Here is a 24,916-nt window from a genome sequence, read left to right as displayed (position 1 = left end):
CCTGTTGGCGGATGTCTCGGAGCCACTGTTGAAGATGGGGGATGGCTTGCAGTGCTGCGCCGGCTGCCTTGGCACGCTCCGCGGGATCTCCCGGGGCGGAGAGGTGTTGGAGGCTTTCGAAGGGGCTAGGAGGCGTCGTCATGGCTCCAGTGTAAGGGGAGGGTTGACACATGCAAGGGGTCCCCTTACATTCGAATCATCGCCACAAGCGAAAACCCCGCCGGTCCGGGAAGACAGTGACGGGGTTCTCGCCTCCACGAAGGAGAACCGTCATGCTCGCACACATCACCCCCGCCTTCCTCGTCGTCGGCCCCGTCGCCACGGAGGACAACGTCGCCAACCTCTGCGGCTACGCCTTCGACGTCGCGCAGCAGATGGGCGCCTCCACCACCTACGCCACAAACACCGAGTATTCCGTCACCGACTTCGCCGCCGTGTTCGTCCTCGGCTCCGTCACGGAGCTGCGCGACGCTCCGACGCTCGTCCTCGTGGGGGAGGCCCTGGCGGCTGGCGTGCCCGTCCTGGAGCCCCAGGGGCCGCAGGCTGCGGGACGCTGCGACGACTGCGGGCAGCGCCAGACGATCCGCACCGTCACCGACGAGCACGGCGACACCACGTGCGCGACGTGCCGGGGTGAGGCTGCGTGCGCATGGTGCGGTGACGACGCCGACGCGTCGACGGAGATCGTCGAGCGTGGCGAGACGTGGATCCCCGTTCACGTCGGCTGTGTCCGGGGTGTCCTCCCCGTCGCTGCGTAACACTCTGTGACGAAAGCCCCTGCGGACTCCGGTCCGGCGTGGGCTTCGTCGCGTTCGCTGGAGCCGGCTCGACGGAGGTTGGTCGGAGATGCATGCATCAGCCACCTAGCAACTCGTCACAGAGCGTGCCCGATTTCCCCTCCGTCGTCACCCTCCGCGTCCAGTGGGGTCATTTCGAGTGCCAAAGTGTCGAACTAACCCCCTTCTCCAACTTTCTCTAATGCGCGTTGGAAAGAAGTTGAGAATGGGGGTTAGTTTGACCAGTCTGGCCAAACTTGGCCACGGGTGGCGGAGGCGTCCCTCTCGACGAACCCTGACGGAGGGTCGGAGGCGGAAGAGGTTCAGGAAGCCGCCTGTACGCCCGCCTAAGCGCCTAATTCCCGCCCGACGTACCGTCGAGCCCCGAAACGCTCTCAGGGGCGCTCAGGGATTCTCCCAGGTCCCGCCCCATGTTCCGGCAGCCCCGATCGTGGTTACACACAGTAGTTGATCTATCGGGCAAACATCCTCCGGCCACCGGTAGGGGTTCGTCGTCGCGCGTCACATCGGACGCCGATTACGACATAACTCCTGTGTAAGCCGCACTCGCGGCTCGACGACTACCAAGGGGCAAGCATGGAAAACGACTTCGGCGCACCAACTCTCCGACGCACCCACCGTGCTCAGGACGTCGACGACTCCGCATATCTGGCGCTGGAGCTGGAGGAGGAGCACGGCGCGGAGGTTTCCCGCGGACGTGTCCACTGGCGTGGCCTGAGCGGGCACGATCCGTACGACGACATGGCGCCGGAGGAATTCGGCGAACGGTCGTGGGAGGACTGGCACGACCGCATGCACGACGAGGCGCCTGACGTCACGCTCCCGCAGAGCCGTCAGCCGGCGGCCGACGTGGCAGCGTTCTGGGAGGGCGTCCTCCGTAACGAGGGCGACGACCTGACGTCTCCGCAGCGTCGTCGTCCGTCGGGGCGTGGTCTCGACGTCGAGCCAGCCGCGGAGGCGCCTGTCACAGTCCGCGTGGACCCCGCCATTGCTGCCGCCTTCAAGGCCAAGCAGGAGGGGGCAGAGGAGGGGCGCACGTGGGAAGTCCAGGGCGGCACGGTGACGGTCATCGGTGACTTCAAGGTCTTCCGCGGTACCTGCGAGCACTGCGGGGAGGCGTACGAGTTGCGGCGCCCCGCAAGCCAGCGTCGTAAGTGGCGTGTCACGTGCGGGGACGACTGCGCGAAGGCGCTGGACCGGGCGAAGTCCCGGGAGCGCTGGCGCCAGGGTCGGGACTCTGACGCTGCTTGACCTTCGAATTACTAGGGGTAGGGGGAGAGGCTGTCCCTTCCTTTCCCCCTCTCTCCTCGGAAACCTCCGGCACCCCGCCTTTCGTGGCCGTTGAAGGTTCCCGAACCGCGTGACGTCGTCCTCTCTCCTCGACGTCACGCCCGAAGCCCCAACCACCCGTGTCCCCTTTGGGGAGCGCGTAGAGCGCCGGTTCCTTCCTTCGGCCGTGCTGCTCCGCGTACGCCACTCCGCGGCGTGGTTGGGGCTTCTTTCTGAACACCTTGGAGCAATGGAGCGAACACACAGACGGAGATCTCATGCGCTACGCCGACGTACTCCCAGCACCGAAGCGGACGTGCCTCACGTGCGGGTCTGTCTTTCCCGCGACGCTGGACCATTGGCCCTCGAATCCCGCGGGACGCGACGGCATCCGCCCGCACTGCCGGGAGTGCTACAACGCCAACCGTCGAGACGCCTACTTGACCAACCCCGAACCCATACGCCGACGTAACCGAGAGCGTTACGCCGTGCGTACAGAGCACTTCCGAACGGCCTTGTCCCTCTGTGGGCAGGGCCGTTCGGCGTTTCCTGACACGGAGGAAGAATGAGCAACCGAGAGTTGGACGCCGCCCTAGCGACGGTCCCCGACATCGCCCGCACGCGACAGCTCCACGAGGACGCGAAGAAGCGTCTCCGCGACCACCCGGCGGGAGACGTTCCCGACGTCGCACGCAACAACGTCATCGACGGCGCCGTAAGCACGTTCCAGGCTGACGGCTCCTGGCCGGCGGACCTGGGCAAGCGCGCGGCGAAGGCGTACACGACCGCCATGGAGTGGGAGGCGGAGCGGCTGGCCCGTGTGCGTGCGAAGGACGCCACGGAGTTGCTCGCCTACGACACTCGTCAGACGCTCGCCTCCGATGCCCTGGCGCACCTGGGGACGAGGCTGGACGCCGTCCTGAGCGACGCCAGGAAGGCCGCGGAGACGCTGGGCGACGTCCGGTCTGCCGACGCTGCCATCAAGTCCGGAGGTGCCGTTGTAGCGGCGTGGAGCAAGGTACAGAGCCTCACCGAAGACCTGACGAACGTGCGCCAGGCTCAGTGGACGCTTCTGGACCCTGCGCCCCGGCCTCGATCCATCGTCGGCGAAGGCGATACGGACGAGCGGCGTCGGCTCCGCGAGTGGAAGCGGCAGGGATACGGCGAAGTCCGCGGACACCTCGACGACGTCCCCACGTTCGTCCAGGACGCCACCCGCTCCGGGCGCTACTCGGAGGAGGTTCTCCTGTGGCTTGCGGGCGTCGACAACGCCTACGTGCCGACGTCCTTCGAAGATCTGCGGGACGTCGCAGGGCTGGGAGACCTCGTCGACGTCTCAGCGGGCGCTGACGGCCCCGTCGTTGACTACTCCCCTCGTGTGGAGCCGATCCGTCAGCCCCGCCCGGCACAGACCTACACCCACTCCCGCACGCCAGACGTCGACTTCTCGCAGCCAGTGCCGAACCGACCGCGAGTGAACTCCGTGACGCCTGGCGCTGAGCGCACCACCGACGACTACTTCAGCTAGGAGCAACCATGCCCGAACCCACCCCTGAGCAGCAGCGCGACAACGCGCTGACCGAACTCGCCCGCCTTCGCGCGGGCCTGGCCGCCGGCCTCACCCCCGAACAGTCCGCACGCCTCCAGGGCGCGACGGAGGAGGAACTGACGGCCGACGCCGAAGCCTTCGCCGCAGAGCTGGGGCTTACCGGCCCCGCGACTCCTGCGCCCCGCTCTGGCGGTCCGCGTGGCGGTGACGTTGGCGGTGCTAGGACCGTTGCTGGAGGTGCTGAGCGCTTCCGGGCGAAGCATCCGCAGCGCGTGACGCCGTAGGCGCAGCAGCGCCGGACCAACCCGTTCGTCGAGAACGCTTACGAGATGGAGCGCTGATGACCACGACCTACATCTACGACGAGTACGTCTCCGACATCCGCGCGCGAGCGGCCGAACTCAACGGCCAGGCCGTGACCGTGAACCTCGTCGGCGGAGCGACCTTGACGGGCACGCTGGATTTCGAGCAGCGTCCCGCCCCGGGCTGGCCGTCAGGGTCCACCGAGTGGCCGAAGGCGCTCACAGTCACTGTGGATACGAAGGCCCACACCGTTCGCCTCGATCACGTGTCGAGCATCGGCCAGGGCTAGGGCACACGATGGCAGAGCACCCTAACCGTCTCGTCGATGCCATACAGCGCGTCGTGAACCGCAGCATCGAGCAACAGGCAAGCCGTTGGGTCCTGGCCTCAGTCACCGCTACTCACACCGATGGCACGGTGGACATCAGCACGCCGCGTGGCCCCGTGACGTACGTGCGCCGGCTGAAGTCCTACGCATCTCCGGCCGTGGGCGATGTGGTGAAGGTGGACATCAACAGTGCGGGTAACTGGATTGTCGTCGGGGCTCTGGCCTGACTACCGCCTGCGCCAGAACCTCAGAGCCTCAGCCCACGCACGCACTACGTGGGCCAGGCTGCGCAGGATGGCGGAGCGCTGGTCGGGTGACGTGCCGCGCAGCGTGACCAGGACCAGAGCGACGGCAGTACAGCACACCACCGTGAGGCAGTAGGCAAGGGTGGCGAAGGGGACGAGCGCGGATGACATGCGTGTGACTCCACGAAGCGCATTGCCGTCGAAGTGGAGTCTTCGCTACAGCGTTTGCCCACTTGACGGACGTCGACAGTCCATCAACCTCGTGTGGTCGAGGCGTCCCAGTGGGCTCGCTCTGGGTAGCGTCCGGTCATAACACCGGCCGTTTCGACTTCACAGAGTAGCAGGGCCGCTCCTGGACCAGGGGGGTGACCCCCTCCGGGCCGTCTTGCTGCCCGATAAGGTGCTGGGCCTCGCTCCGCGTACGGGTCTGGGGATCTGGTGGTAACGCTTCCCAGAGACCCCCTGGAGGGCCTCTGACGCCCCCTGAGAGCCTCCCTCGCGAGGCGGACGAGTCCCGACGTGCCCCGTGAACGACCAAGCGGCACGCGCAAGAACCACCGTCAACAAGTAGCCCCGGAGGAGCCGCCGCTCCCCGGGGCTTTGGCATGCCCTGGAGGCACTGTGACGACTATCAAGGCACCCCACCTGTGCATCCGTGCTGGCTGCAAGTTCCCGCGTAGGCCGGACATGCGCGCCAACTCCCGGCACAAGTACCGGCTCGACTGCTCAGCCGAGTGCTCCGTGTGGGCTATCCGCGCCAAGTGGGCCGACCGGAACGGCGACAAGGAGGAGGCCGCGGAACTGATGCGGCTCCTGGCGCTCCTCGACGCTCGACGAAGCCCGCGTGAGCGCGTCACCGACGTGTTCACGAGGGGTGAGAGCGCCGCCTGACGCCACCAAGCAACACCCCTCTAACCACCCAACCCCGACGGGACGCCGTCGGGGTTTCGTCATCTCTGGACGTCCAATGACCCATGACCCCACAAGGTGTTCCCGTCCGTTGTGCCGTTTCGCGCCGTTGCCGGCGATGAACGGGACCGACGTACTGGAGCTATCTGAATTCTGTTCTGATGCCTGCCGAGAATGGCTCGTTGCGTCAGTCGAAAACGCCCGTTGCGAGGCGACAACGGCGGCGGAACGGCAGGCGCAACGACTGTTCCTCATAAGCGAACTGCTCAATCTCCGCGACCACCCGAACGACATGACGTTCTTTACGACACCAACGGAGCCACTGGAGCTGCGGGGGGTGCAAAATGGCTGGTAGCACGGACATCGTCGGCGTCGTCGGAGTGGACGTGGTGCCGGTTGCACCAATGCTCCACACTCGCATAAAGGCACTCGTTCTTCCTATCGCGACGAAGGTCGGTGAGGAAGCTGGCGAGAAAATGGGCGACGCCATCGCCCGAAACGTGGCAACGGCCATTCCAAACGCGGTAAACACCGGTGGCAGGGCCGCAACCGTGGCAGCCACCCGTCAGGGCAACAACGCGGGCGGGTCCTTCGCCCGGAGCCTCCGCGCCAAGTTGGAGCAGGCGTTCCGCTCCATGCCGAAGCTCGACGTCAAGCTGAGTGATACCGGCGTCGACGCGGAACTTGCCCGCATCCGGGCCAAGCTGGAACAGCTCTCCGCCAAGCGCATCGGTATCGACATCGACGCCGAAACTGCCCGCGCCAAGGTGGAGGAGCTGGAGGCGGAACTCCGCCGGCTGGGGGCCGCACATCCGAACGTCGCTGTCCGCGTCGACACGGCAGCCGCCCGCGCCGCTTTGGCGGCGTTCCGTGAGGAGGTCGACGCCGCTACGGCGGACCCCGCGCGGATTCGTATCGAGACCGATGGCTCGTTCGGTGCCAAGCTGCGGGCAGCGGTCCGGGAGGCGGAGGCGAGCCTCCCCAACATCAACATCAACGCCGACACATCGCCAGCGCAGCTTGAAATAGCCCGGCTGCGTGAGGAGCTGACGGCACTCCGGGACGCTCGTGTCGGAATCGACATCGACTCCGGCGAGGCGCTGGCCAAGATCGAAGCCCTTCAGGCTCGACTCGCGGCCCTCTCAGCCTCCGACGCCGACGTTGCCGTCAGAGTGGACGCAGCAGCCGCGCAAGCCCGACTTGCGATCGTCCATCAGCAAGTGAACGACCTGGACAGGGACACGGTCAACATCCGCGTCCGTGCCCACACCGGTCAGGCACACGCGGCTCTGATTCAGCTTGGCATTGCCATCGGCGCAGTCGTCGCCGCTCCGCTCCTCCCCATCGCAGCCGCAGGCATCGGCGCCATTGCGTCGGCCGCCACAGTGGCAGCAGCTTCCGTCGGGGCTCTCGCCCTGGCGGCAATTCCCGCCATCAAGGGCGTCATAAGCGTCATTCAGGCGAAGACGGCCGCGGAGAAGGAGTCCACGACTGCAACGACCAACGGGGCGGCTGCCAGCGTCAAAGCTGCTCAGCAAGCCCTTCAGATGGCGTCGGCGCAGGATTCCCTAGCCTCTGCCCATCGCAACGCCGCGCGTTCCATTGCTCAGGCCAACCGCCAGGTGGAGGACGCCGAACGCGCCCTTGGCCAAGCGGCCCGACGGGCCATGGAACAGCGTGAGCAAGCCGCGCAAAACGTTGAGCGCGCCGAAGAGCAGCTTGCCGACGCCAAGCGGCAGTCGAAGAAGGCGGAGGAAGACCTCACTCGGGCTCGTCAGGACGCCGCCCGACAGCTCCAGGATCTCAATGCCCAGGTGGAGCGCGGCGCACTCGACGAGCGTGACGCCACCCTCCGCGTCCAGGAGGCGCAAGAGGAACTCAACCGAGTGCAGGCGGAGTACGACGCCAGCAAGGCGACGGACCTCCAGCTACAGCGCGCCCAACTCGCCTACGACCAGTCCGTTCAGGCTGCGGAGCAGCAGAAGAAGGATTACGCGCAGCTCCAGAAGGACGCGGAGGCCGCGAAGAAGGCCGGCGTCGACGGCAACGAGGACGTCAAGCGCGCCGCGGAGGCCCTGTCCGACGCACAACAGGGCGTCGCCGACAAGACGGAAGCCGTCGCTGACGCTCAGAAGGACGCGGCTCAGGCACAGATCGACGCCGCGCAGTCGGTAGCCGACTCTCAGCGCTCCCTTGCTGACGCAGTCGACGCCGCCGCAGAGGCTCAGGTCCAGGCTGCGGAATCCATCGCATCTGCGGAACGTGGCGTCGAGTCAGCGCGCCTCTCCTCCATCGACACCACGGCGAAAGCCGCGACGAAGACGGACGAGTACCGCGAGGCACTGGCGAAGCTGACGCCTGAACAGCGGGACCTTTACGAGTCCCTGGCCGGCTCCGACGGTCTGATCCCCGCCTTCAAGGAGTGGTCGGCGTCCCTCCAGCCCGAAGTCCTGCCGCTCTTCACGCGAGGCATCAACGGTGCGAAGACCGCACTGCCGCAGTTGACTCCGCTCGTCCACGGCGCGGCCGACGGCATCAAGACCCTGATGGACCGCGCCAGCGCGGACCTGAAGGGTGATCCATTCTGGAAGCGATTCCGCGACGGGATAGCCGACTCCGCGAAGCCCGCAATCGAGGGCCTGGGCGTCTCCTTCGGAAACGTCTTCAAGGGCATGGCGGGAATCCTCGAAGCCTTCTTCCCGCACATGGACTCCATATCGGAGCGAATGCAGAAGATCACGAAGAAGTTCGCCGATTGGGGAACAAGCCTAAAGGGGTCGGAGGAGTTCGAGAAGTTCCTTGACTACGTCAAGGAGACGAGTCCGCTGGCGTCGGAGGCTTTCAAGGACATCGCCTCCGCCCTGTTCGACCTCGGGCGCGCTCTGAAGCCATTCTCGAAGATCTTCCTGGAGACGCTGAGCAACGCAGCCGACGGAATCAGCTACGTCGCAGAACACGCCCCGTGGGCTATCGAGCTGCTTTACGGACTGTGGGTCGCCACGAAGCTGTGGGCGCTCGCAATGGCCATGAGCCCCATCGGACGGGTTATCACCGGTCTCGTCCTCCTGGCACTTGGCGTCAAATACGCATGGGACCACTTCGAATGGTTCCGCACCATTGTCAAGGGCGCTTGGGAGGGAATCCAGGTTGCAACAGACTTCGCCTGGAATCAAGTTCTCAAGCCTGCTTTCGACGGGATTTGGGGCGGGCTGAAGTGGGTCGGCGAAAAGGCCATGTGGCTCTGGCAGGAGGTTTTCAAGCCTGTCTGGGACGGAATCGTCTTCGCCGCAAAGCTTGCCTTCGCCATCCTGGTCACCGCAGTTCTCACCCCAATCTGGCTGGCGATTCAGCTCGTCGGAGCTATCGCTCTGTGGCTGTGGACGGATTGCTTCAAGCCGTCCTGGGACAATATCTCACTCGCCTCGACGTGGCTTTGGGAGACCATCCTCAAGCCCTTCTTCCAAAGCATATGGGACGGGGTCAAATGGGTCGGTGACCAGTTCGTCTGGCTCTACGACCACGCTGTAAAGCCTACCGGAGACTGGATAGCCGAAAAGGCGACCTGGCTTTGGGAGAAAGCTTTGCTGCCCGTCTTCCAGTGGATCTGGGACGGTATCCAGTGGGTTGGTGAGAAATTCCAATGGCTCTATGACCACAGCGTGAAGCCCATCGCCGATTGGATAGCGGAGAAGGCGGATTGGCTGTGGGACAAGGGGCTCAGTCCAGCCTTCGAAACGATCAAGGACGGTGTCGCCCTTGTCGGCGAGGCGTTCGAATCGACGAAAAACGCCATCAAGACGGCCTGGGACAAGATCGCCGGAATCGCCGCAAAGCCCGTCAACTTCATCGTTGACTGGGTTTACACGAAGGGCATCAAGGCAGTCTGGGACAAGGTCGCTGGACTCGTCGGACTCGACAAACTTCCCGACGCCCCTAAGCTCCTCGACGAGGACCCCAAGTTTGCCACGGGCGGACGAGTCTTCGGCGGCACCCCTGGCAAGGACAGCGTGCGAGCCTGGCTAATGCCTGGGGAGTACGTCGTGAAGACGGACAGTGCCCGGGGTGTCGGCTACGACGCACTGGAGCACCTGAACCGAACCGGCGAACTTCCCGGCATCCCGAGGTTCGCCAACGGCGGCATCGTCGGCGCAGCCTCCGGCGTCTGGGACTGGACGAAGAACATCGTGTCGTCGTCGGTGGACTTCCTGACGGACCCTGGCGCCGCGTGGTCCAAAGCGATGAAGCCTGTTCTCAGCAAGGTACGGGAGGGCGTCGGCTATACCCCCATGGCTGACTACCTGGCCAAGATCCCGGGGAAGATGATCGGCGGTCTGAAGGACAAGATCGTCAGCGCCGCAACGTCGTTCTTCGGCGGACGCGACGGAGCGCCGCGCGTCGGTAGCGGTGACTGGGCGCTCCCTGTCCTGGCAGCCGTGGGCACCAAGTTCGGCGTTCCAGGGTCGATGTGGTCCAGTGGCTATCACACTGGTCTGGACTTCCCCGCAGCGACCGGAACTCCCGTCAAGTCCGTCGACGACGGACGGGTGACCTACGCGAAGAGCGGCGGTCCCTACGGTAATCACATCCTCATCGATCATGGCCGTGGACTGGCGTCGATGTACGCGCACCTCAGCCGGATGACGGCGAAGACAGGTCAGGATGTGATCCGCGGGCAGGGCATCGGCAAGGTAGGCGCGACCGGCAACACCACGGGTCCGCACCTCCACCTGGAGGCGCGACGTAACGGCGCAACGGTGGACCCCTTCCCGCTGCTCTTCGACAACGGCGGCTTCCTCCCGCCTGGCCTCTCCCTCGTGTCGAACCAGACACGGGAGCCTGAGCCGATCCTGACGTCGGACCAGTGGCGCTCTATAGGCGACTTCTACGCCAAGGGCCGCAACGGGACCGACGACTACAGACTGACGTCGCAGCAGATTGCCGACATCAGCGCCGCGAAGGGTGGCGGAGCCTCCCCCGTCTACAACGAGGTCCGGGTGTTCATGGGCGACCGTGAGATCACCGACGTCGTGCGCACAGAGATCAACACCTACGACACCAACATCGCGACCGACCTCAACAACGGTCGCTGGGTATAAGCACACGCCACGCACACCGCAGGCCCGTCCCGCCATGGGACGGGCCTTTTTCATGCCCACCGACCGACAGGGTCGGTGGGCCACAGACTTCAGGAGGAACCGTGCTCGGACAGCCGGCCAAGAGCCACACCGTGACGTGCCCGCACTGCGGGGAGGAAGTGCCCCAGGTGGAAGGTCCGGGACGCGTGCGGCTGTACTGCACCCCCGACGCCGGCAAGCAGTGGCGGCAGCGCCTAAGGGCACTTGGGTTCCCGGTCTAGGCACCCTTGACGCCCGCCCCCGTCGGCGTGATGGTCGTAGAACATTGCGCAATCCGCGTGACGACGGAGGACACCATGGCTCTACGCTCGTTCGGCAAGGACCCTGAGACCAACGGCGACCACTGCCCTACGGTGTGGCTCGACGAGGACAAGGGGGAAATCGTGTTCCAGGGCTGGAGGGCGGACGACGCTCTCCAGGCAGAATGCCTTGCAACGGGGTCCATCCCCGACACGGAGGCAGTCGTCCGGCTGCCTCTCCGCATGGCTGAGCAGATCAGGGAGGCGCTCAATGCCGCAGACGGTACCGCCGTTCGCTGAGCTGCTCGCCGGCTGTAGCCGTTCCGCGGTTCACCTGGAAACCCGTGACGTCTACGGAGTTGCGGAGGAGGACGCCGACTTTGCGGCATGGCGGGACGGTTGGGAGTATGACCACGCGGACCGCTCGTCGTGGTGGAACGGGTTCCATCAGTCCGTGGCGGACGCTGTCGCTCGCGGCGTGACCGTCCGTCGGGCGCGTGTCGTGTCGGAACCTGCAAGCGAGTACATCCGTTATGAGCACTCGTGCACGCCGCAGAACCTGACGGCTGGCGAAGAGGTCCGGTGGCTTCCTCGTCGCCTGGCGTCGGACTTGCTCCTCCCGGGCAACGATCTGTGGATCTTCGATGACCGGCTCATCCGCTTCAGTCTCTTCGGAGGCGACGGACGGTTTGTCGCTGACGTCCTGGAGGACGCGGCCGATGTCGTGAAGCGCCACGCGGAAGCGTTCGAAGCCATCTGGGAGCGCGCCATCCCGCACCAGGAATACCGGATCTGAGCGACGCACACTGATGCAGAGTCCCTACCCGTCCACGGCACTTGACGCCGCACGTCGCGCCATTGCGGATCAGCTCCGGGAGATCCGGCGCGACGCCGGTTTGACGGGTAGGGACGTCGCCACCCGCGCAGGGTGGCAGCCGTCGAAGGTCTCCCGCCTCCAAAGCGCTACGACGCCTCCGTCAGATGACGACATCCGCGCTTGGTGTGCCGCCTGTGGCGCAGAGGACAAGATCCCGGATCTCCTTGCCGCCAACCGGACAGCCGACTCCATGTATCTGGAGTGGCGCCGTGTACAGCGCACGGGACTCCGACGGCTACAGGAGTCGCGCATCCCGCTCTACGAGCGAACGCGTCAGTTCCGCGTCTACAGCTCAACCGTGATCCCGGGGTTCCTTCAGACCTACGAATACGCAGCCGCGCTCCTGGGGAGTATTGCCCGCGTCCATGGAACGCCTGACGACGTCGACGAGGCAGCAGCGGCGCGCGTCGAGCGGTCCCACATCATCCGTGAGGGCAACCACCGGTTCGCCATCCTCCTGGAGGAGAGTGTCCTCCGCCATGTCGTCGGTGACGCTGCCGTGATGGCCGGCCAACTGGGTTACCTCCTCTCCGTCATGGCACTGCCAGCCGTGTCCGTCGGCGTCGTCCCCACAGGGCACCCGCGGGACATGTGGACCCTGGAGACGTTCACCGTGTTCGACGAAGAGCGCGTTCACGTCGAGCTACTGACGGCAGCAGTGACCGTGACGACGCCGGGAGAGATCGCGCAATATGCCCACGCCTTCGAGGAGATGGCGTCCCTAGCGGTGTACGGATCGGCCGCACGGTCACTGATCTCAGGCGCGATTGATGCTCTCGACTGAACTTGCGTAGAACCTCGTAGAACTTCGTGGAACGTCCCTCCCGCGCGCCCCTAGCTTCGAGACATCGAAGCGACGAGTCAGGAGGTGGGGGAATGGCGTACGAGCGAACGCTTCAGGAGCCGATCTGCTTAGGTGACCCGCTGGAGTGGGGCAGTCCGAAACCGGCATCAGGGTGCGACGTATGCGGGGCGCTGGCGGATCAGTACGCGAAGTACAACGACCTGAGCAGTCCCGAATACGACCCGTCCAAAGCGACTGACGTTCTCGTTGAGATCGGTCGCCACCCGCACAAGGGGAGGAAGCCGTGACCCCGAACCCCTTCCCTGAGGTCTCCTCGAACGAGGAACTGGACGACGTCTGGGCCGGCTACTACGTCGAATGCGTCGGGTGCGTCGACATGGTCCCTGTGCGTCCTGGAGACGACCCCGTCGAGTGGGCGAAAAGGCACACGGCGGAGAAGCCCTGGCACACGCGCTTCCGGACGACGCGCATCGTGAACTTCAGCGTGACGGCCGACCAGCCGGGACCCGCAGGGTTCCCGACGGGACTGTTCCCCGCCGCTCCATAGACCCGCGGACCGGGCGCCCGTGCGCCTGGCTCGCGGAGGGCGTGACGGTGAGGCTGGGTAGAGACTGGTGAGGTCGGTCGTCTCCCCATGCCCCTGTTGCGTCCGAAGGGCCTCCTCCTCGTGCGGCTACCTCACCGCCGGGGAGGAGGTCCGCCTCCTCATCCCGGACCCCCTTACGGGATGAGGGCCCGTCCGGCGCCGACACCCCTGCGATGATCAGGGGTCCGGGCGGTCAGAAGCCCCGCTCACCTTCCTTGGCTGAGAGAAGGTGAGCGGGGCTTTCGCGTGTTTGACCTGCGCTGATATGCTTATGATAGGGTGGAACGACCACGTACGTCAAGAACATGGTCACCGGCGCCGCCCAGCTCGACGGGGCTGTCCTCGTCGTCTCGGCGCTGGACGGGATCATGCCGCAGACCGCCGAACACGTGCTGCTCGCCCGGCAGGTGGGCGTCGACCACATCGTGGTCGCGCTCAACAAGGCCGACGCCGTCGCGGACGGCGAGGACGCGGTGCTGACCGACCTGGTCGAGCTGGAGGTCCGCGAACTGCTCAGCGCGCACGGCTACGGCGGCGACGCCGTGCCCGTGGTACGGGTCTCGGGGCTGAAGGCCCTGGAGGGCGACCCCAGGTGGACGGCGTCCGTCGAGGCGCTGCTCGACGCCGTGGACACGTACGTGCCCCTGCCCGAGCGCTACCTGGACGCGCCGTTCCTGCTGCCGGTGGAGAACGTGCTCACCATCACCGGCCGCGGCACCGTCGTCACCGGCGCCGTCGAGCGCGGCACGATCCGCGTCGGCGACCGGGTCGAGGTGCTCGGCGCGGGTGCCGAGACGGTCGTCCCCGGCCTGGAGACCTTCGGCAAGCCGATGCGGGAGGCGCAGGCCGGGGACAACGTGGCGCTGCTGCTGCGCGGAGTCGCCCGCGACACCGTGCGCCGGGGACACGTGGTCGCCGCGCCCGGCAGCGTCGTGCCCGCGCGCCGCTTCACCGCGCGGGTGCACGTGCTGTCGACGCGCGAGGGCGGGCGCTCCACGCCGCTGACCACCGGCTACCGGCCGCAGTTCTACCTCCGCACCGCGGACGTGGTCGGCGACGTGGACCTCGGCGAGGTGGCCGTCGCCCGGCCCGGGGACACCGTCACCATGACGGTCGAGCTGGGACGGGACGTGCCCCTGGAGACGGGGCTCGGCTTCGCCGTCCGCGAGGGCGGGCGGACCGTGGCGGCGGGGACCGTGACCGCCGTGGAGTAGGCGCCCCGCGGGGCCCCGGCACAATGGGCAGGTGAACGAAGCCATACCCGTCAGCCGCGTCACCGACCTCGGCACCGCCAAGCTCATGCCCGACGTCGACCGGGAACGGGCCTGGCTGCTCACCGTGGACGGGGCGCCGCAGTCGTACGTCGACCTGGACGAGCCGGCGCACCTGGAGTTCGAGTACACGCGCCGGCTCGGCCACGTCCTGGACACGGTCGCCGAGCCGGGGCGTGCGCTGGACGTCCTGCACCTGGGCGGCGGCGCGTTCACCCTGCCCCGGTACGTGGCCGCGACCCGGCCCGGCTCACGGCAGCACGTCGTCGAGGCCGACCGGGGGCTGCTCGACCTGGTCGCCGAGCACCTTCCGCTGCCACCGGACGCGGGCGTCACCGCACACGGCGCCGATGCCCGCGCCTGGCTCGAGGCCGCGCCCGCGGACTCTGCCGACGTGCTGGTCGCCGACGTCTTCGGCGGCTCACGGGTGCCCGCGCACCTGACCTCCGTCGGCTACGTGGGCGAGGCGGCCCGGGTGCTGCGCGCCGACGGCGTGTACGTCGCCAACCTGGCCGACGGGGCGCCGTTCGGCTTCCTGCGCGGCCAGCTCGCCGGATACGCGGCCTTCTTCCAGGAGCTGGCGCTGATCGCCGAACCGGGCGTGCTGCGCGGGCGCCGCTTCGGCAACGCGGTGCTGGTCGCCGCGCACCGGCCGCTGGACACCGCGGCCCTGGCCCGGCGCACCGCCGCCGACGCCTTCCCGGCCAGGGTCGAGCACGGGCCCGCCCTGCGGGACTTCGTCGGCGACGCCCGTCCGGTGCGCGACGCGGACGCCGTACCGTCGCCCGAGCCGCCCGCCGGGGCGTTCGGCATCGGCTGAGCGGCGTACGAGCCCCGTGGTGCGGGGAGGTGCGGGTGGGCTACGACTCGGTCGGCGGTTCCTCGGTGAGACGCACGGTGCTGAGGATCTTCTGGATCGTCGCCTCGGGGATCTCGTCCTTGACGCCCTTGGGGCCGTACAGGTTCCAGGTCACGAAGTCGCCCGCGCTGTTCTTGAACGCGAAGGTGATCGCCTTGCCCTCGGTGTCGCACTTGCCCTTCTTGGCCGCGCCCTCCGAGTGCGCCGTGATGACGCTGCCCTTGATGCCGGACGCGGTCGTGTAGGGCTTCGGCTTGCCGTACTTCACGGCCTTCTTGTTCGGCTCGGTGTAGCCGCCGTAGATCCACCACGGCACCCGCGTCTCGGCCGCCATGTCCGTGTCCTTGGCGCCGCTCTCACCGCGGGTACCGGCGGTGGCGAGGGCGGTGCTCTCCTTGCGGCCGTCCTTGTTCTCGTCGGTCGTGCACCACTCGGACTTGAGGTAGGCCGGGGCGGTGACGGTGGTGCGGTCGGTCTTGCCGTCCTCTTCCCACTCGAAGCCGACGCTGGTGTCGGTGCTCTCGATCTCCCAGTCCGCGGGCACGTCGAAGATGGTGCCGAAGCGCGGGTTGGCGACCACCTTCCAGCCGTCGACGGTGGCCTTCGCCCCCTCGCCGCCGCGCGGGTTGTCGTCGGAGCCGGACGCGCTCGGGTCGGCGGTGGGGGACTCGGACTTCTCCACGGTCGGGCTCGCGGAGGTCTTCTTGTCCTTGCCGTCGTCCGCCTGGTCGTCCTTGTCACCGCCGAGCACCAGGAACCCGGTGACGCCCGCGGCCACCACCACGGCGAGGGCCGCGATGATCGCGACCAGCTTCGTCCGGTTGCCGCCACCGCCACCGCCGCCCGTCGCGGGCTGCGGAACGGTGGGCGGCTGCGGCGTGCTCCACTGCTGCTGCCCGTACGCGCCGGGCTGCTGCTGATAGCCCGGCTGCTGATAGGGATTCGGCTGCTGGTACCCCGGCTGCTGGTACGGATTGTTCTGCGGGTTCTGCTCGCCCCCGGGCGGCTGCTGTCCTGGCCACATGAGCAGTCACCCTAATGCCGCCCAGGACACGATTCGGTCACCGGGCCTTGTCAGGGACGTACCGAAACGGGGGACCTCAGGACTCCGACGGGGTGTACTCCCTGACGGTGGCGAGGATGTCGCGGACGGTGGCGTCGGGCACCTCGTCGGCCACGTCCGCCGCGCCGAAGAACGACCACGACAGGAAGTCGCCGTCGGCGGACTCGAAGGCGAAGGTGGTCGCCTTGCCGTTCACGTCGCACTTGTCCTTCTTCGCCACCCCGGACGACCGGGAGGTGGCCACGCTGCCCTTGATGCCGGAGGCGGTGGTGAACGACGTCACCGGTCCGGTGGCGACCTTGTCCCGGTCCGGCTGGGTGAAGGCCCCGTAGACCCAGGCCGCGGAGTCGGTGCGGGCGATCTCCTCGGTGCTCCGGGCGCCGTTGTTGCCGCGGGTGCCCGCACTGGCCAGGGGCGTGTGGTCGACCGAGCCGTGCCGGTCGCCGTCCGACCCGCACCACTTCTCCTTCAGCACGGCGGGGGCCTTCATGGCGACCAGCGGCTTCTCGTCGGGGTCGTCGTCCTCCGCGACGTAGGTGACCCAGTCGCGCGACTGCGGTACCCAGGACGCCGGTACGTCGAAGGCGATGCCGTGGTCGGGGTTGGCCACCACGGTCCAGCCCGCCACGGTGGGCTTCGGGGAGTCGTCACCGCCGCGCGGGTCGTCGGCCGCGGACGCGGCCGGGGAGGAGGCCGCCGCGGAGGAGGAGGCGGGGCCGGGCCGGGCCTCGTCGTCCGCGCCGCCGCCCAGGAGGACGGCCCCGGTCACGGCGGCGGCGACCACCACGGCCGTGGCGGCGACGATCGCGACCACCTTCGTACGGCCGTTGCCGGGCCCCCGGCCCGCCGGTCCGCCGGAGGTGACCGTCGGCGCGTTCCAGGGCGCGGGCTGCTGCTGTCCCGCGTACGGCGGCTGCTGCTGGTAGCCGGGCTGCCGGTACGGGTTGGGCTGCCGCGGGTCCGGCCCGCCGGCGGACGACTGCTCTCCTGGCCACATGGGCGCCCAGCATACGGCGATCTTCCCGGGTGCCTGGTCCTGGTTGCTACTCACGGGTAACCTGCCGTCATGAGCGCAGATCAGATGTCGATCGGCGAGTTGCTCGCCGCCACGGTGCCGATGGTCCGGACCCTGAACCTCGAGTACCTGGAGACCACTCCGGAGAAGGCCGTCCTGGCCCTCCCGGACCAGAGCGAGTACCGCAACCACGTCGGCGGACCGCACGCCGGAGCCATGTTCACGCTGGGCGAGTCGTCCAGCGGCGCGATCGTGCTGGCCGCCTTCGGCGACCAGCTCTCCCGGGCGGTGCCGCTGCCGGTCACCGCGGAGATCGCCTTCAAGAAGATCGCCCTCGGCCCGGTCACCGCCACCGCGACACTCGGCCGCCCCGCCGCCGAGGTCGTCGCCGAACTCGACGCCGGCAACCGCCCCGAATTCCCGGTGAGCGTCGCCATCCAGCGCGAGGACGGAGCCGTCACCGGTGAGATGACCGTCATATGGACCCTGCGCCCCAACGGCTGACCCCCGCCGACCCGGTACGCTTCCCGGTGCGCCTCGATGGAGGCGCACCGGGAGCAGGTACGCGAAGCGGAGGATGGGGCGTTGCACGTCCAGGAATGGCTCGACACGGTGCCCGCGGCGGCCGTCTACGCCGTCGTCGCGCTGGTCATCGGTCTGGAGAGCCTGGGCATCCCGTTGCCCGGCGAGATCATCCTGGTGTCGGCGGCCCTGCTGTCGTCGCAGCACGGCGGGATCGATCCGCTGGTCCTCGGCGCCTGCGCCAGCGCGGGCGCGGTGATCGGCGACTCCATCGGCTACGCCATCGGCCGCAAGGGCGGCCGGCCCCTGCTGGCCTGGCTGGGCCGAAAGTTCCCCAGGCACTTCAGCGAGGGGCACGTCGCCACCGCCGAGCGGTCCTTCCAGAAGTGGGGCATGTGGGCCGTGTTCTTCGGCCGCTTCGTCGCCCTGCTGCGGATCTTCGCGGGCCCGCTGGCCGGGGTGCTGCGGATGCCGTACTGGAAGTTTTTGATCGCCAACGTCCTCGGCGGCATCGTCTGGGCGGGCGGCACCACCGCCGTCATCTACTACGTCGGCGTCGTCGCGGAGGACTGGCTCAAGCGCTTCTCCTGGCTGGGCCTGGTGGTGGCGGTCCTGATCGGCATCGCCTCGATGCTGATCGTCAAGCGCCGGGCGAGCAGGACCCAGCCGGAACCCGAGCCTGCGACCGCCGGGGAGTGAGGCACCCCGCGGCCACCACCGGGCCCGCGGCCGGCCTTCGGTCCGCAGTACCCCTGCTCACCCGGGGAGCTGAGCGTGCTCCCCGGCCAGCGCCGCGTACATCGTGCCGTTCAGCGTGACCCCCTGACGCTCCTCCTCCGTCAGCTCCCGCTTCACCTTCGCCGGCACCCCCGCGACCAGCGACCCCGGCGGCACCCGCATCCCCTGCGGGACCAGCGCCTGGGCCGCGACCAGTGAACCCGCGCCGATCACCGCGCCGTTGAGGACCGTGGCACCCATGCCGATCAGGCAGTCGTCCTCGACGGTGGCGCCGTGCACCACGGCGTTGTGCCCGATGGAGACGCGCTCGCCGACGGTGACGGGGAAGCCGGGGTCGGCGTGGAGCGTGCAGTTGTCCTGGACGTTGCTGCTCGCGCCGACGGAGATCCGCTCGACGTCGCCGCGCAGCACCGCGCCGTACCAGACGCTCGCCCCGGCGTGCAGCGTCACGTCCCCGACGACCGAGGCCGTCGGCGCCACGAAGGCCCCCGCGTCCACCTTCGGGTCCTTGCCGCCGATGCCCGTGATCAGCGCCTTCTGCGTCATCTTCGCCTCCTGCTCGGGTGTTGTACGGCACCGTACGCCACCCGGTGGGGTGAAGATCACAGCACGGTGCGGACCCGTGCCCGGCGCGCGCGGACTACCGTGAGCGCGTGCCCCACCGCAAGAACACGTTCTCGTCCTGGCGGAGCCGCCTCGCGCAGCGGGCCGTCCACGCGGGCTGGGCCTGGGTGCAGCGCACCGGTTCCGTCACCGCCGCACACCCCGGGCGGTTCCGCTTCGGCGCGCTGGGCACGGGCACCCGGCTGGCCTTCCCGCTCGGCACGGTCTTCGGCGAGCCCTGGATCCACGTCGGCGCCCACTGCGTCATCGGCGAGCAGGTCACGCTGACCGCCGGGCTCATGCCCGACCTCGACCTCGGCCCCGAGCCGATCCTGCGCATCGGCGACGGGGTCGTCCTCGGCCGCGGCAGCCACGTCATCGCGGACACCACCGTCACCATCGGCAGCGACTGCTACTTCGGCCCGTACGTCTACGTCACCTCCACCAACCACTCCTACGACGACCCGCACCAGCCCATCGGCAAGCAGTGGCCGCGGATGGACCCGGTGGAGATCGGCCCCGGCTGCTGGATCGGCACCGGCGCGGTGATCCTGCCCGGCGCGCGGATCGGGCGGAACGCGGTCGTGGCCGCCGGTGCCGTGGTCCGCGGCACGGTCCCCGACCACGCCGTGGTGGCGGGCGCCCCGGCCCGCGTCGTACGGCGCTGGACACCCGCCGAGGGCTGGCAGCCGCCGCTCAGGACCCCCGCCCCGGTGCCGATTCCCGACGGGGTCACGCCGGGGCAGCTGCGGGAGCTGTCGAAGCTGGACGACGAGGCCGTGGCCCGTCTCGCAGCGCTGGACGAGGACCCGGAGCGGACGCCGGGCAGGCTCGCCGAACCGGCCGCGGAGGGCTGACGCAAGGGCCCGGGGGCGACGGCCGAGCGCGCTATGATCCGGTCGCCGGGCAGTACAGTGCGGTGGACCTCCGGGTGCGGCAGACCGCAGGGCAGTCCGCCGCACCACGTCAAGCACATCCCAGTACGCACCTGTACGAGTCCCTGGAACGGAACGTGGCGGACCTCGACCTGCTGACCCAGTCCCTGGCGCGCAACGTCAGGCGCTGGCGCACCGAGCGCGGCTTCACCCTGGAGGCGCTCGCGGCGCGCGCCGGGGTCAGCCGCGGCATGCTCATCCAGATCGAGCAGGCGCGCACCAACCCCAGCCTCGGCACCGTCGTGAAGATCGGCGACGCCCTCGGTGTCAGCATCCCCACCCTGCTCGACCGGGAGCAGGGCCCCACGGTCCGCGTCGTCCCCGCCGAACAGGCCGTACGCCTCTGGCACACCGACGCGGGCAGCTTCAGCCGGCTCCTCGCCGGAATGGAGGCGCCCGGCCCGCTGGAGATGTGGGAGTGGCGGCTGATGCCGGGCGAGCACAGCCTCTCCGATCCGCACCCCACCGGCACGGTCGAGCTGGTGCACGTCACGTCGGGCGAACTCGCCCTCACCGTCGACGGGATGACCCACCGGGTGCCGGCCGGCGCGAGCGCCTCCTTCGCGTCCGACACCCCGCACACGTACGGCAACGACGGCGACGCGCCGATGGAGATGATCATGGCGGTCTCGGTGCCGCCCGTCCGCTGAGACGGCCGTTCTCCTTGTTCCCGGCAGTTGTTAGCGTGCCGCCATGCACGCACCCATCGGGACCTTCGACAGCGCCACGCCCGCCCCGGAACGCCTCGACGCACTGCCCCGCCCGGTCGCCGACGCCGTACGCCACTGGAGCGGCACCGTGCCGGCCGACCAGATCCTCTACGTCGACACCGAACCGGAGTGGGCCGACACCGCCACCTTCGTCGAGCACTACGGCCGTGAGCTGCTCGAACAGTCCGCCAACTGCGTGGTGGTCACCGGCAAGCGGGGCGGCGGCACGACCCTGGCCGCCTGCGTGGTGCTCTCCACCACCCGGGTCGACGTCAACGGCGTCGTACGCCGTCACCTCGGAGCGCGCAAGGCGTCCTTCGCGCCGATGGACACGGCCACCGGGGAGACCGGCATGGAGTACGGCGGCATCACGCCGGTCGGCCTGCCCGGCGACTGGCCCGTGCTGGTGGACTCGGCCGTCGTCGACCTGCCCTACGTCCTGGTCGGCAGCGGACGCCGGCGCGGCAAACTGCTCGTACCGGGCAAGGCCTTCGCGGAGCTGCCCGGCGCCGAGGTCCTGGACGGGCTCGGCGTCGCCTGACCCGTCGGGCTCAGGCGTGGTGGGCGATCGCCAGATGCGGGTCCGCCTCGCCGGGGGACGGCGCCGGGTCCGCGTGGACCAGGGCGGCGGTGAGCCGCGGCACCGCGTGCAGCAGGGCGTGCTCGGCCGCCACGGCGATGCGGTGGGCCTCGCGGACCGTCGCCTCGCCGTCCACCACCAGGGCGACCTCGGCGCGCAGCCGGTGCCCGATCCAGCGCAGCCGCAGCTCGCCTACCCCGCGCACGCCGGGGACCCCGTCCAGCACCCGCTCCGCCCGGTCCACCAGCGCCGGGTCCACCGCGTCCATCAGCCGCCGGAACACCTCGCGCGCCGCGTCCCGCAGGACCAGGACGATCGCGGCCGTGATCGCCAACCCCACGACCGGGTCGGCGCGTTGCCAGCCGAGCGCCGCGCCCCCCGCACCCAGCAGCACCGCCAGCGAGGTGTAGCCGTCGGTGCGGGCGTGCAGGCCGTCCGCGACCAGCGCGGCGGAGCCGATCTCCCGGCCCACGCGGATGCGGTGGCGGGCCACCCACTCGTTGCCCGCGAAGCCGACCAGGGCGGCCACGGCGACCGCCGGCACGTGCGTGACCGGGCGCGGGTCGAGCAGCCGGTCCACCGCCGTCCACGCCGCGAACACCGCGGAGGCGGTGATCGTCAGGACGATCACGACACCGGCCAGGTCCTCCGCCCGCCCGTAGCCGTACGTGAAGCGCCGGGTGGCCGCGCGCCGGCCCAGGACGAACGCGATGCCCAGGGGGACGGCGGTCAGCGCGTCCGCGGTGTTGTGCACCGTGTCGCCGAGCAGCGCCACCGATCCGGAGACCGCCACCACGGCCGCCTGCGCCAGCGCCGTCGCGCCCAGCACCGCCAGCGACACCCACAGGGCGCGCAGGCCGCGGGCCGAGGACTCCAGGGCCGGGTCGAGCTTGTCGGCGCTCTCGTGGGAGTGGGGGGTGAGGCGGTGTGCGAGGCGGTGCGCGCACCGGCGCCACCGCGCGGCGGAGGGGGAGGGGCCGGGGTGGGCGTGGTGATGCCCGTCCCGGTGGTGCCGGTGCGGGTCGCTCATGGGTGCCCCTTCCGGTGTCCCGGCGTTCGGTGGGCGCCGGTGCGGTGGGTGGACGTTCGCCGCCCACGACGCCATTATGTGCGTATGAGCGCACGCATGCACCTGTCATCTGCGGACGATGCGCACCCGCGCACACCGGGCGAGGAGCAGTTCGCGCTCGCCGCCGAGATCCTCGCCCTGCTCGGCGACCGCACCCGCCTGACCCTGCTGCACGCCCTGACCGAAGGCGAGGCCGACGTCACCACCCTCACCGAGTCCTGCGGGGCGGCCCGTCCTGCGGTCAGCCAGCATCTGGCCCGCCTGCGCCTGGCGGGGCTGGTCGGCACCCGCAAGGAGGGGCGCCGGGTCGTGTACGCACTGCGCGACGGGCATCTGCGCCGCCTGGTCGACGAGGCGCTGAACGTGGCCGACCACCGGCTCGGCGACCGGCCGCTGCACGACTGAGCGACCCGCCGTCCCGGCCGGCCAGGCCCTCGGCCGGTGGTCCGTACGCCGAGGGACCGCTCGGCGGACTCGGTCGCCGCGACCGGTGAGCCGAAGAGGCGGTGCGGTCAGCCCAGCCGCGGGATCTCGATCGCGGGGCAGCGGTCCATCACCATCTCCAGGCCCGCGGCCCGGGTCCGTTCGTACGCCGCCTCGTCGACCACGCCGAGCTGGAACCAGACCGCCCGGGCGCCCTTGGCGACCGCCTCGTCGGCGACCGGCCCGGCCAGGTCGCTGTTGACGAAGACATCGACGACGTCCACGTCGAACGGGACGTCCGCGAGCGAGGCGTACCCCCGCTCTCCGTGCACCGTCTCCGCCTTGGGGTGCACCGGCACGACCCGCTTGCCGAAGCGCTGCAACACCTCGGCGACGCCGTACGCCGCGCGCTGCCGGTTGTTCGACAGGCCCACCACGGCCCAGGTGTCGCCCAGCTCGGTGAGGATCTTGCGGACGGTTGCCTCGTCGCCGTACACCGGCGGCCTCCTCGTGCTTCCCGGCGGCCCGCGGATCGGGCCACCGGTCCGGACAACGGACGGCGGCCTGCCGGGATTCCCGTGCGCCGGGCGGGACGCGGCGAGCGCGCCCCGGTGCGCCGCCGCGCCGTCCCGCCTACGCTCGCCTCGTGCTGCGCATCATCGACGCCCGTACCGGCGAACCCGTCCCCGCCGCCCCCGCCCGCCGGGCCCCGACCCGGGTCGTGGCGCACGTGCCGGAGCGCGACGCCACCGCCCTGCGCGTCCTGCTGGTCGCGGACCTCCTGGCGCGGGCCCTCGAACTCGACGGGGCGCCCGTGTGGACGGTGCTGACCGGCGCCGCGCAGCGGGACCGGCTGCGCGCGGACGCCGCCGCCCTCGGCATCCGGCCCTTCGAGGACGGCGCCGCCGCCGGACACGGGCAGGGCGTCCGCGTCGTGGCTGAAGGGGCGGCCGAGGGCGAGGGCGGGGACGGTGACGTCCCCGACGCGACCACGGTCGCCGTCGCCCCCGTGCACCCGGCCGACCCCGACCTGGCCGACCCCGACGCCGTGCGCCTCGCCCTGCTGGCACGGCCCCGCCACGCGCGCGTGGAGCTCGACCCGGCCGCGCTGGACGAGGCCCGGGACACCCTCGCCCGCCTGCGCCGCGCGGTCGCCGACTGGGCCCGGCACCCCTCGCGTCCCGTACCGGGCGACGTGCGCGACCGGCTGCGGGCCGCCTGGGAGGACGACCTGGACGCCCCGGGAGTGCTGCGCGTCCTGCGCCGGGTGGAGACCGACCCGGACCTTCCGGACGGGGCCCGGTTCGAGATCTGCGCCTACGCCGACCGGTTCCTCGGCCTCCAGCTCACCCGGGACGTCGGCTCTCCCCAGTGACCGAGTGACCGCGCACACCGTCACCGGCCGCGACGACGGCGCCGAGGGGCGCCGCCGGGCGAACGCATAGGCTGGCCGGATGCAGGACGAGTACCGCACGGTCGCCCGCGCGGGGGTGCACGAGACCGAGATCAACCGTTCGCGCTTCCTGTGCGCCCTCGCCCCGGCCGCCACCGAGCAGGACGCCCAGGCGTTCATCGCGGGCGTGCGCAAGGAGCACGCGGACGCCAGCCACAACTGCTGGGCGTACGTCATCGGTGCCGACGCCGCCGTCCAGAAGGCGAGCGACGACGGCGAGCCGGGCGGCACCGCGGGTGTCCCGATGCTCCAGATGCTGCTGCGCCGCGACATGCGGTACGTCGTCGCCGTCGTCACCCGTTACTACGGCGGCGTCAAGCTCGGCGCGGGCGGCCTCATCCGCGCCTACGGCGGCGCGGTCGGCGAGGCCCTGGACGACCTGGGCACCCTCACCCGGCGGCGGTTCCGCCTGGCCACGGTGACCGTCGACCACCAGCGGGCCGGGAAGCTCCAGAACGACCTGCGCACCGCCGGCCGCGCGGTGCGCGAGGTGCGGTACGGCGAGGCCGTCACCATCGAGGTCGGTCTGCCGGAGGCCGACGTGGACACCTTCCGCTCCTGGCTCGCCGACGCCACCGCGGGCTCGGCCGGGTTCGCACTGGGCGGAGAGGCCTACGGCGACGCATGACAAGA

General features: G+C 69.6%; 26 protein-coding genes and 1 pseudogene. 22 read left to right on the top strand and 5 right to left on the bottom strand.

Features of this window, described 5'->3' with window-relative positions:
- The first annotated feature begins 272 nt into the window (after positions 1-272).
- The 14 genes and pseudogenes from ACIRGB_RS21015 to ACIRGB_RS20950 all read left to right on the top strand — a co-directional run bounded on the left by ACIRGB_RS21015 (position 273) and on the right by ACIRGB_RS20950 (position 15,133).
- Complete coding sequence (locus ACIRGB_RS21015) at positions 273-758, top strand: hypothetical protein (RefSeq protein WP_403867013.1); 486 nt, start codon at positions 273-275, stop codon at positions 756-758.
- A 615-nt stretch (positions 759-1,373) separates the two neighbouring features.
- Positions 1,374-2,048 (top strand): hypothetical protein, encoded by a 675-nt coding sequence (locus ACIRGB_RS21010; RefSeq protein ID WP_403867010.1) that lies wholly within the window; start codon positions 1,374-1,376, stop codon positions 2,046-2,048.
- A gap of 583 nt (positions 2,049-2,631) precedes the next feature.
- Positions 2,632-3,594 carry a hypothetical protein gene (locus ACIRGB_RS21005; RefSeq protein ID WP_403867007.1) on the top strand — a complete coding sequence of 321 codons (963 nt, stop codon included), beginning with the start codon at positions 2,632-2,634 and terminating at the stop codon, positions 3,592-3,594.
- A gap of 8 nt (positions 3,595-3,602) precedes the next feature.
- Complete coding sequence (locus tag ACIRGB_RS21000) at positions 3,603-3,899, top strand: hypothetical protein (RefSeq protein WP_403867004.1); 297 nt, start codon at positions 3,603-3,605, stop codon at positions 3,897-3,899.
- 56 nt (positions 3,900-3,955) lie between these two features.
- Positions 3,956-4,207 carry a hypothetical protein gene (locus ACIRGB_RS20995; protein ID WP_403867002.1) on the top strand — a complete coding sequence of 84 codons (252 nt, stop codon included), beginning with the start codon at positions 3,956-3,958 and terminating at the stop codon, positions 4,205-4,207.
- A gap of 53 nt (positions 4,208-4,260) precedes the next feature.
- Positions 4,261-4,473: a hypothetical protein gene (locus ACIRGB_RS20990; RefSeq protein ID WP_403866999.1), complete on the top strand. Its 213-nt coding sequence runs from the start codon at positions 4,261-4,263 to the stop codon at positions 4,471-4,473.
- 705 nt (positions 4,474-5,178) lie between these two features.
- Positions 5,179-5,382, top strand: coding sequence for a hypothetical protein (locus ACIRGB_RS20985; protein ID WP_403866996.1), 204 nt, complete (start codon positions 5,179-5,181; stop codon positions 5,380-5,382).
- Between the two features lie 362 nt (positions 5,383-5,744).
- Positions 5,745-10,496: a peptidoglycan DD-metalloendopeptidase family protein gene (locus ACIRGB_RS20980; protein WP_403866993.1), complete on the top strand. Its 4,752-nt coding sequence runs from the start codon at positions 5,745-5,747 to the stop codon at positions 10,494-10,496.
- A gap of 317 nt (positions 10,497-10,813) precedes the next feature.
- Positions 10,814-11,074, top strand: coding sequence for a hypothetical protein (locus ACIRGB_RS20975; protein ID WP_403866991.1), 261 nt, complete (start codon positions 10,814-10,816; stop codon positions 11,072-11,074).
- Positions 11,046-11,570 carry a DUF6879 family protein gene (locus ACIRGB_RS20970; protein ID WP_403866988.1) on the top strand — a complete coding sequence of 175 codons (525 nt, stop codon included), beginning with the start codon at positions 11,046-11,048 and terminating at the stop codon, positions 11,568-11,570. The genes ACIRGB_RS20975 and ACIRGB_RS20970 overlap by 29 nt, the downstream gene beginning before the upstream one ends.
- A 13-nt stretch (positions 11,571-11,583) precedes the next feature.
- A complete protein-coding gene (locus ACIRGB_RS20965; protein ID WP_403866985.1) occupies positions 11,584-12,435 on the top strand; it encodes a helix-turn-helix domain-containing protein in 852 nt (283 codons plus the stop codon).
- A gap of 304 nt (positions 12,436-12,739) precedes the next feature.
- Positions 12,740-13,003 carry a hypothetical protein gene (locus ACIRGB_RS20960; RefSeq protein WP_403866982.1) on the top strand — a complete coding sequence of 88 codons (264 nt, stop codon included), beginning with the start codon at positions 12,740-12,742 and terminating at the stop codon, positions 13,001-13,003.
- Between the two features lie 320 nt (positions 13,004-13,323).
- Positions 13,324-14,256 (top strand): annotated as a pseudogene (locus ACIRGB_RS20955) (GTP-binding protein); the annotation flags it as partial.
- A gap of 31 nt (positions 14,257-14,287) precedes the next feature.
- Entirely contained in the window at positions 14,288-15,133 is an 846-nt protein-coding gene (locus ACIRGB_RS20950; RefSeq protein ID WP_403866980.1) for a spermidine synthase, read from the top strand.
- Between the two features lie 40 nt (positions 15,134-15,173).
- Here ACIRGB_RS20950 and ACIRGB_RS20945 read toward each other — a convergent pair whose 3' ends face one another.
- Positions 15,174-16,196, bottom strand: coding sequence for a hypothetical protein (locus ACIRGB_RS20945; RefSeq protein WP_403866977.1), 1,023 nt, complete (start codon positions 16,194-16,196; stop codon positions 15,174-15,176).
- A gap of 76 nt (positions 16,197-16,272) precedes the next feature.
- On the bottom strand, positions 16,273-17,232 hold the full coding sequence (locus tag ACIRGB_RS20940; RefSeq protein WP_403867190.1) for a hypothetical protein: 960 nt from the start codon (positions 17,230-17,232) through the stop codon (positions 16,273-16,275).
- Positions 17,233-17,316: 84 nt separating this feature from the next.
- Between ACIRGB_RS20940 and ACIRGB_RS20935 the strand changes: the two genes are divergently transcribed.
- Together ACIRGB_RS20935 and ACIRGB_RS20930 are read left to right on the top strand one after the other, a co-directional pair.
- Positions 17,317-17,754, top strand: coding sequence for a DUF4442 domain-containing protein (locus ACIRGB_RS20935; protein WP_403867187.1), 438 nt, complete (start codon positions 17,317-17,319; stop codon positions 17,752-17,754).
- An 81-nt stretch (positions 17,755-17,835) separates the two neighbouring features.
- Positions 17,836-18,471, top strand: coding sequence for a DedA family protein (locus tag ACIRGB_RS20930; protein WP_403866974.1), 636 nt, complete (start codon positions 17,836-17,838; stop codon positions 18,469-18,471).
- Between the two features lie 57 nt (positions 18,472-18,528).
- Here ACIRGB_RS20930 and ACIRGB_RS20925 read toward each other — a convergent pair whose 3' ends face one another.
- Entirely contained in the window at positions 18,529-19,056 is a 528-nt protein-coding gene (locus tag ACIRGB_RS20925; protein ID WP_403866971.1) for a gamma carbonic anhydrase family protein, read from the bottom strand.
- Positions 19,057-19,163: 107 nt separating this feature from the next.
- Between ACIRGB_RS20925 and ACIRGB_RS20920 the strand changes: the two genes are divergently transcribed.
- From ACIRGB_RS20920 to ACIRGB_RS20910, 3 genes are all read left to right on the top strand, one after another.
- The gene (locus ACIRGB_RS20920) at positions 19,164-19,970 is read left to right on the top strand and encodes an acyltransferase (protein ID WP_403866968.1); all 807 of its coding nucleotides are present in this window, start codon (positions 19,164-19,166) and stop codon (positions 19,968-19,970) included.
- A 155-nt stretch (positions 19,971-20,125) separates the two neighbouring features.
- Positions 20,126-20,698, top strand: coding sequence for a helix-turn-helix domain-containing protein (locus tag ACIRGB_RS20915; protein ID WP_403866965.1), 573 nt, complete (start codon positions 20,126-20,128; stop codon positions 20,696-20,698).
- Between the two features lie 43 nt (positions 20,699-20,741).
- Complete coding sequence (locus ACIRGB_RS20910) at positions 20,742-21,299, top strand: YbaK/EbsC family protein (protein ID WP_403866962.1); 558 nt, start codon at positions 20,742-20,744, stop codon at positions 21,297-21,299.
- A 10-nt stretch (positions 21,300-21,309) separates the two neighbouring features.
- Here the strand turns inward: ACIRGB_RS20910 and ACIRGB_RS20905 are convergent, their stop codons facing one another.
- Positions 21,310-22,368, bottom strand: a complete 1,059-nt coding sequence (locus tag ACIRGB_RS20905; protein ID WP_403866959.1) for a cation diffusion facilitator family transporter — start codon at positions 22,366-22,368, stop codon at positions 21,310-21,312.
- An 84-nt stretch (positions 22,369-22,452) separates the two neighbouring features.
- On the opposite strand from ACIRGB_RS20905, the gene ACIRGB_RS20900 reads away from it, so the two are divergent.
- Positions 22,453-22,812, top strand: a complete 360-nt coding sequence (locus ACIRGB_RS20900) for an ArsR/SmtB family transcription factor (RefSeq protein WP_403866956.1) — start codon at positions 22,453-22,455, stop codon at positions 22,810-22,812.
- A 107-nt stretch (positions 22,813-22,919) separates the two neighbouring features.
- Here the strand turns inward: ACIRGB_RS20900 and ACIRGB_RS20895 are convergent, their stop codons facing one another.
- Positions 22,920-23,327, bottom strand: a complete 408-nt coding sequence (locus ACIRGB_RS20895) for a CoA-binding protein (protein ID WP_403866953.1) — start codon at positions 23,325-23,327, stop codon at positions 22,920-22,922.
- A gap of 149 nt (positions 23,328-23,476) precedes the next feature.
- On the opposite strand from ACIRGB_RS20895, the gene ACIRGB_RS20890 reads away from it, so the two are divergent.
- Both ACIRGB_RS20890 and ACIRGB_RS20885 read left to right on the top strand, forming a co-directional pair.
- The gene (locus ACIRGB_RS20890; RefSeq protein ID WP_403866950.1) at positions 23,477-24,205 is read left to right on the top strand and encodes a hypothetical protein; all 729 of its coding nucleotides are present in this window, start codon (positions 23,477-23,479) and stop codon (positions 24,203-24,205) included.
- A gap of 79 nt (positions 24,206-24,284) precedes the next feature.
- Positions 24,285-24,911, top strand: coding sequence for a YigZ family protein (locus ACIRGB_RS20885; protein ID WP_403866947.1), 627 nt, complete (start codon positions 24,285-24,287; stop codon positions 24,909-24,911).
- The last annotated feature ends 5 nt before the right edge of the window (positions 24,912-24,916 follow it).

The sequence above is a fragment of the Streptomyces sp. NPDC102490 genome, from assembly GCF_044765285.1.
Lineage (GTDB): Bacteria > Actinomycetota > Actinomycetes > Streptomycetales > Streptomycetaceae > Streptomyces.
The sequence above is the reverse complement of the archived record's forward strand: the minus strand, read 5'-3'. Positions and strand labels throughout refer to the sequence as shown.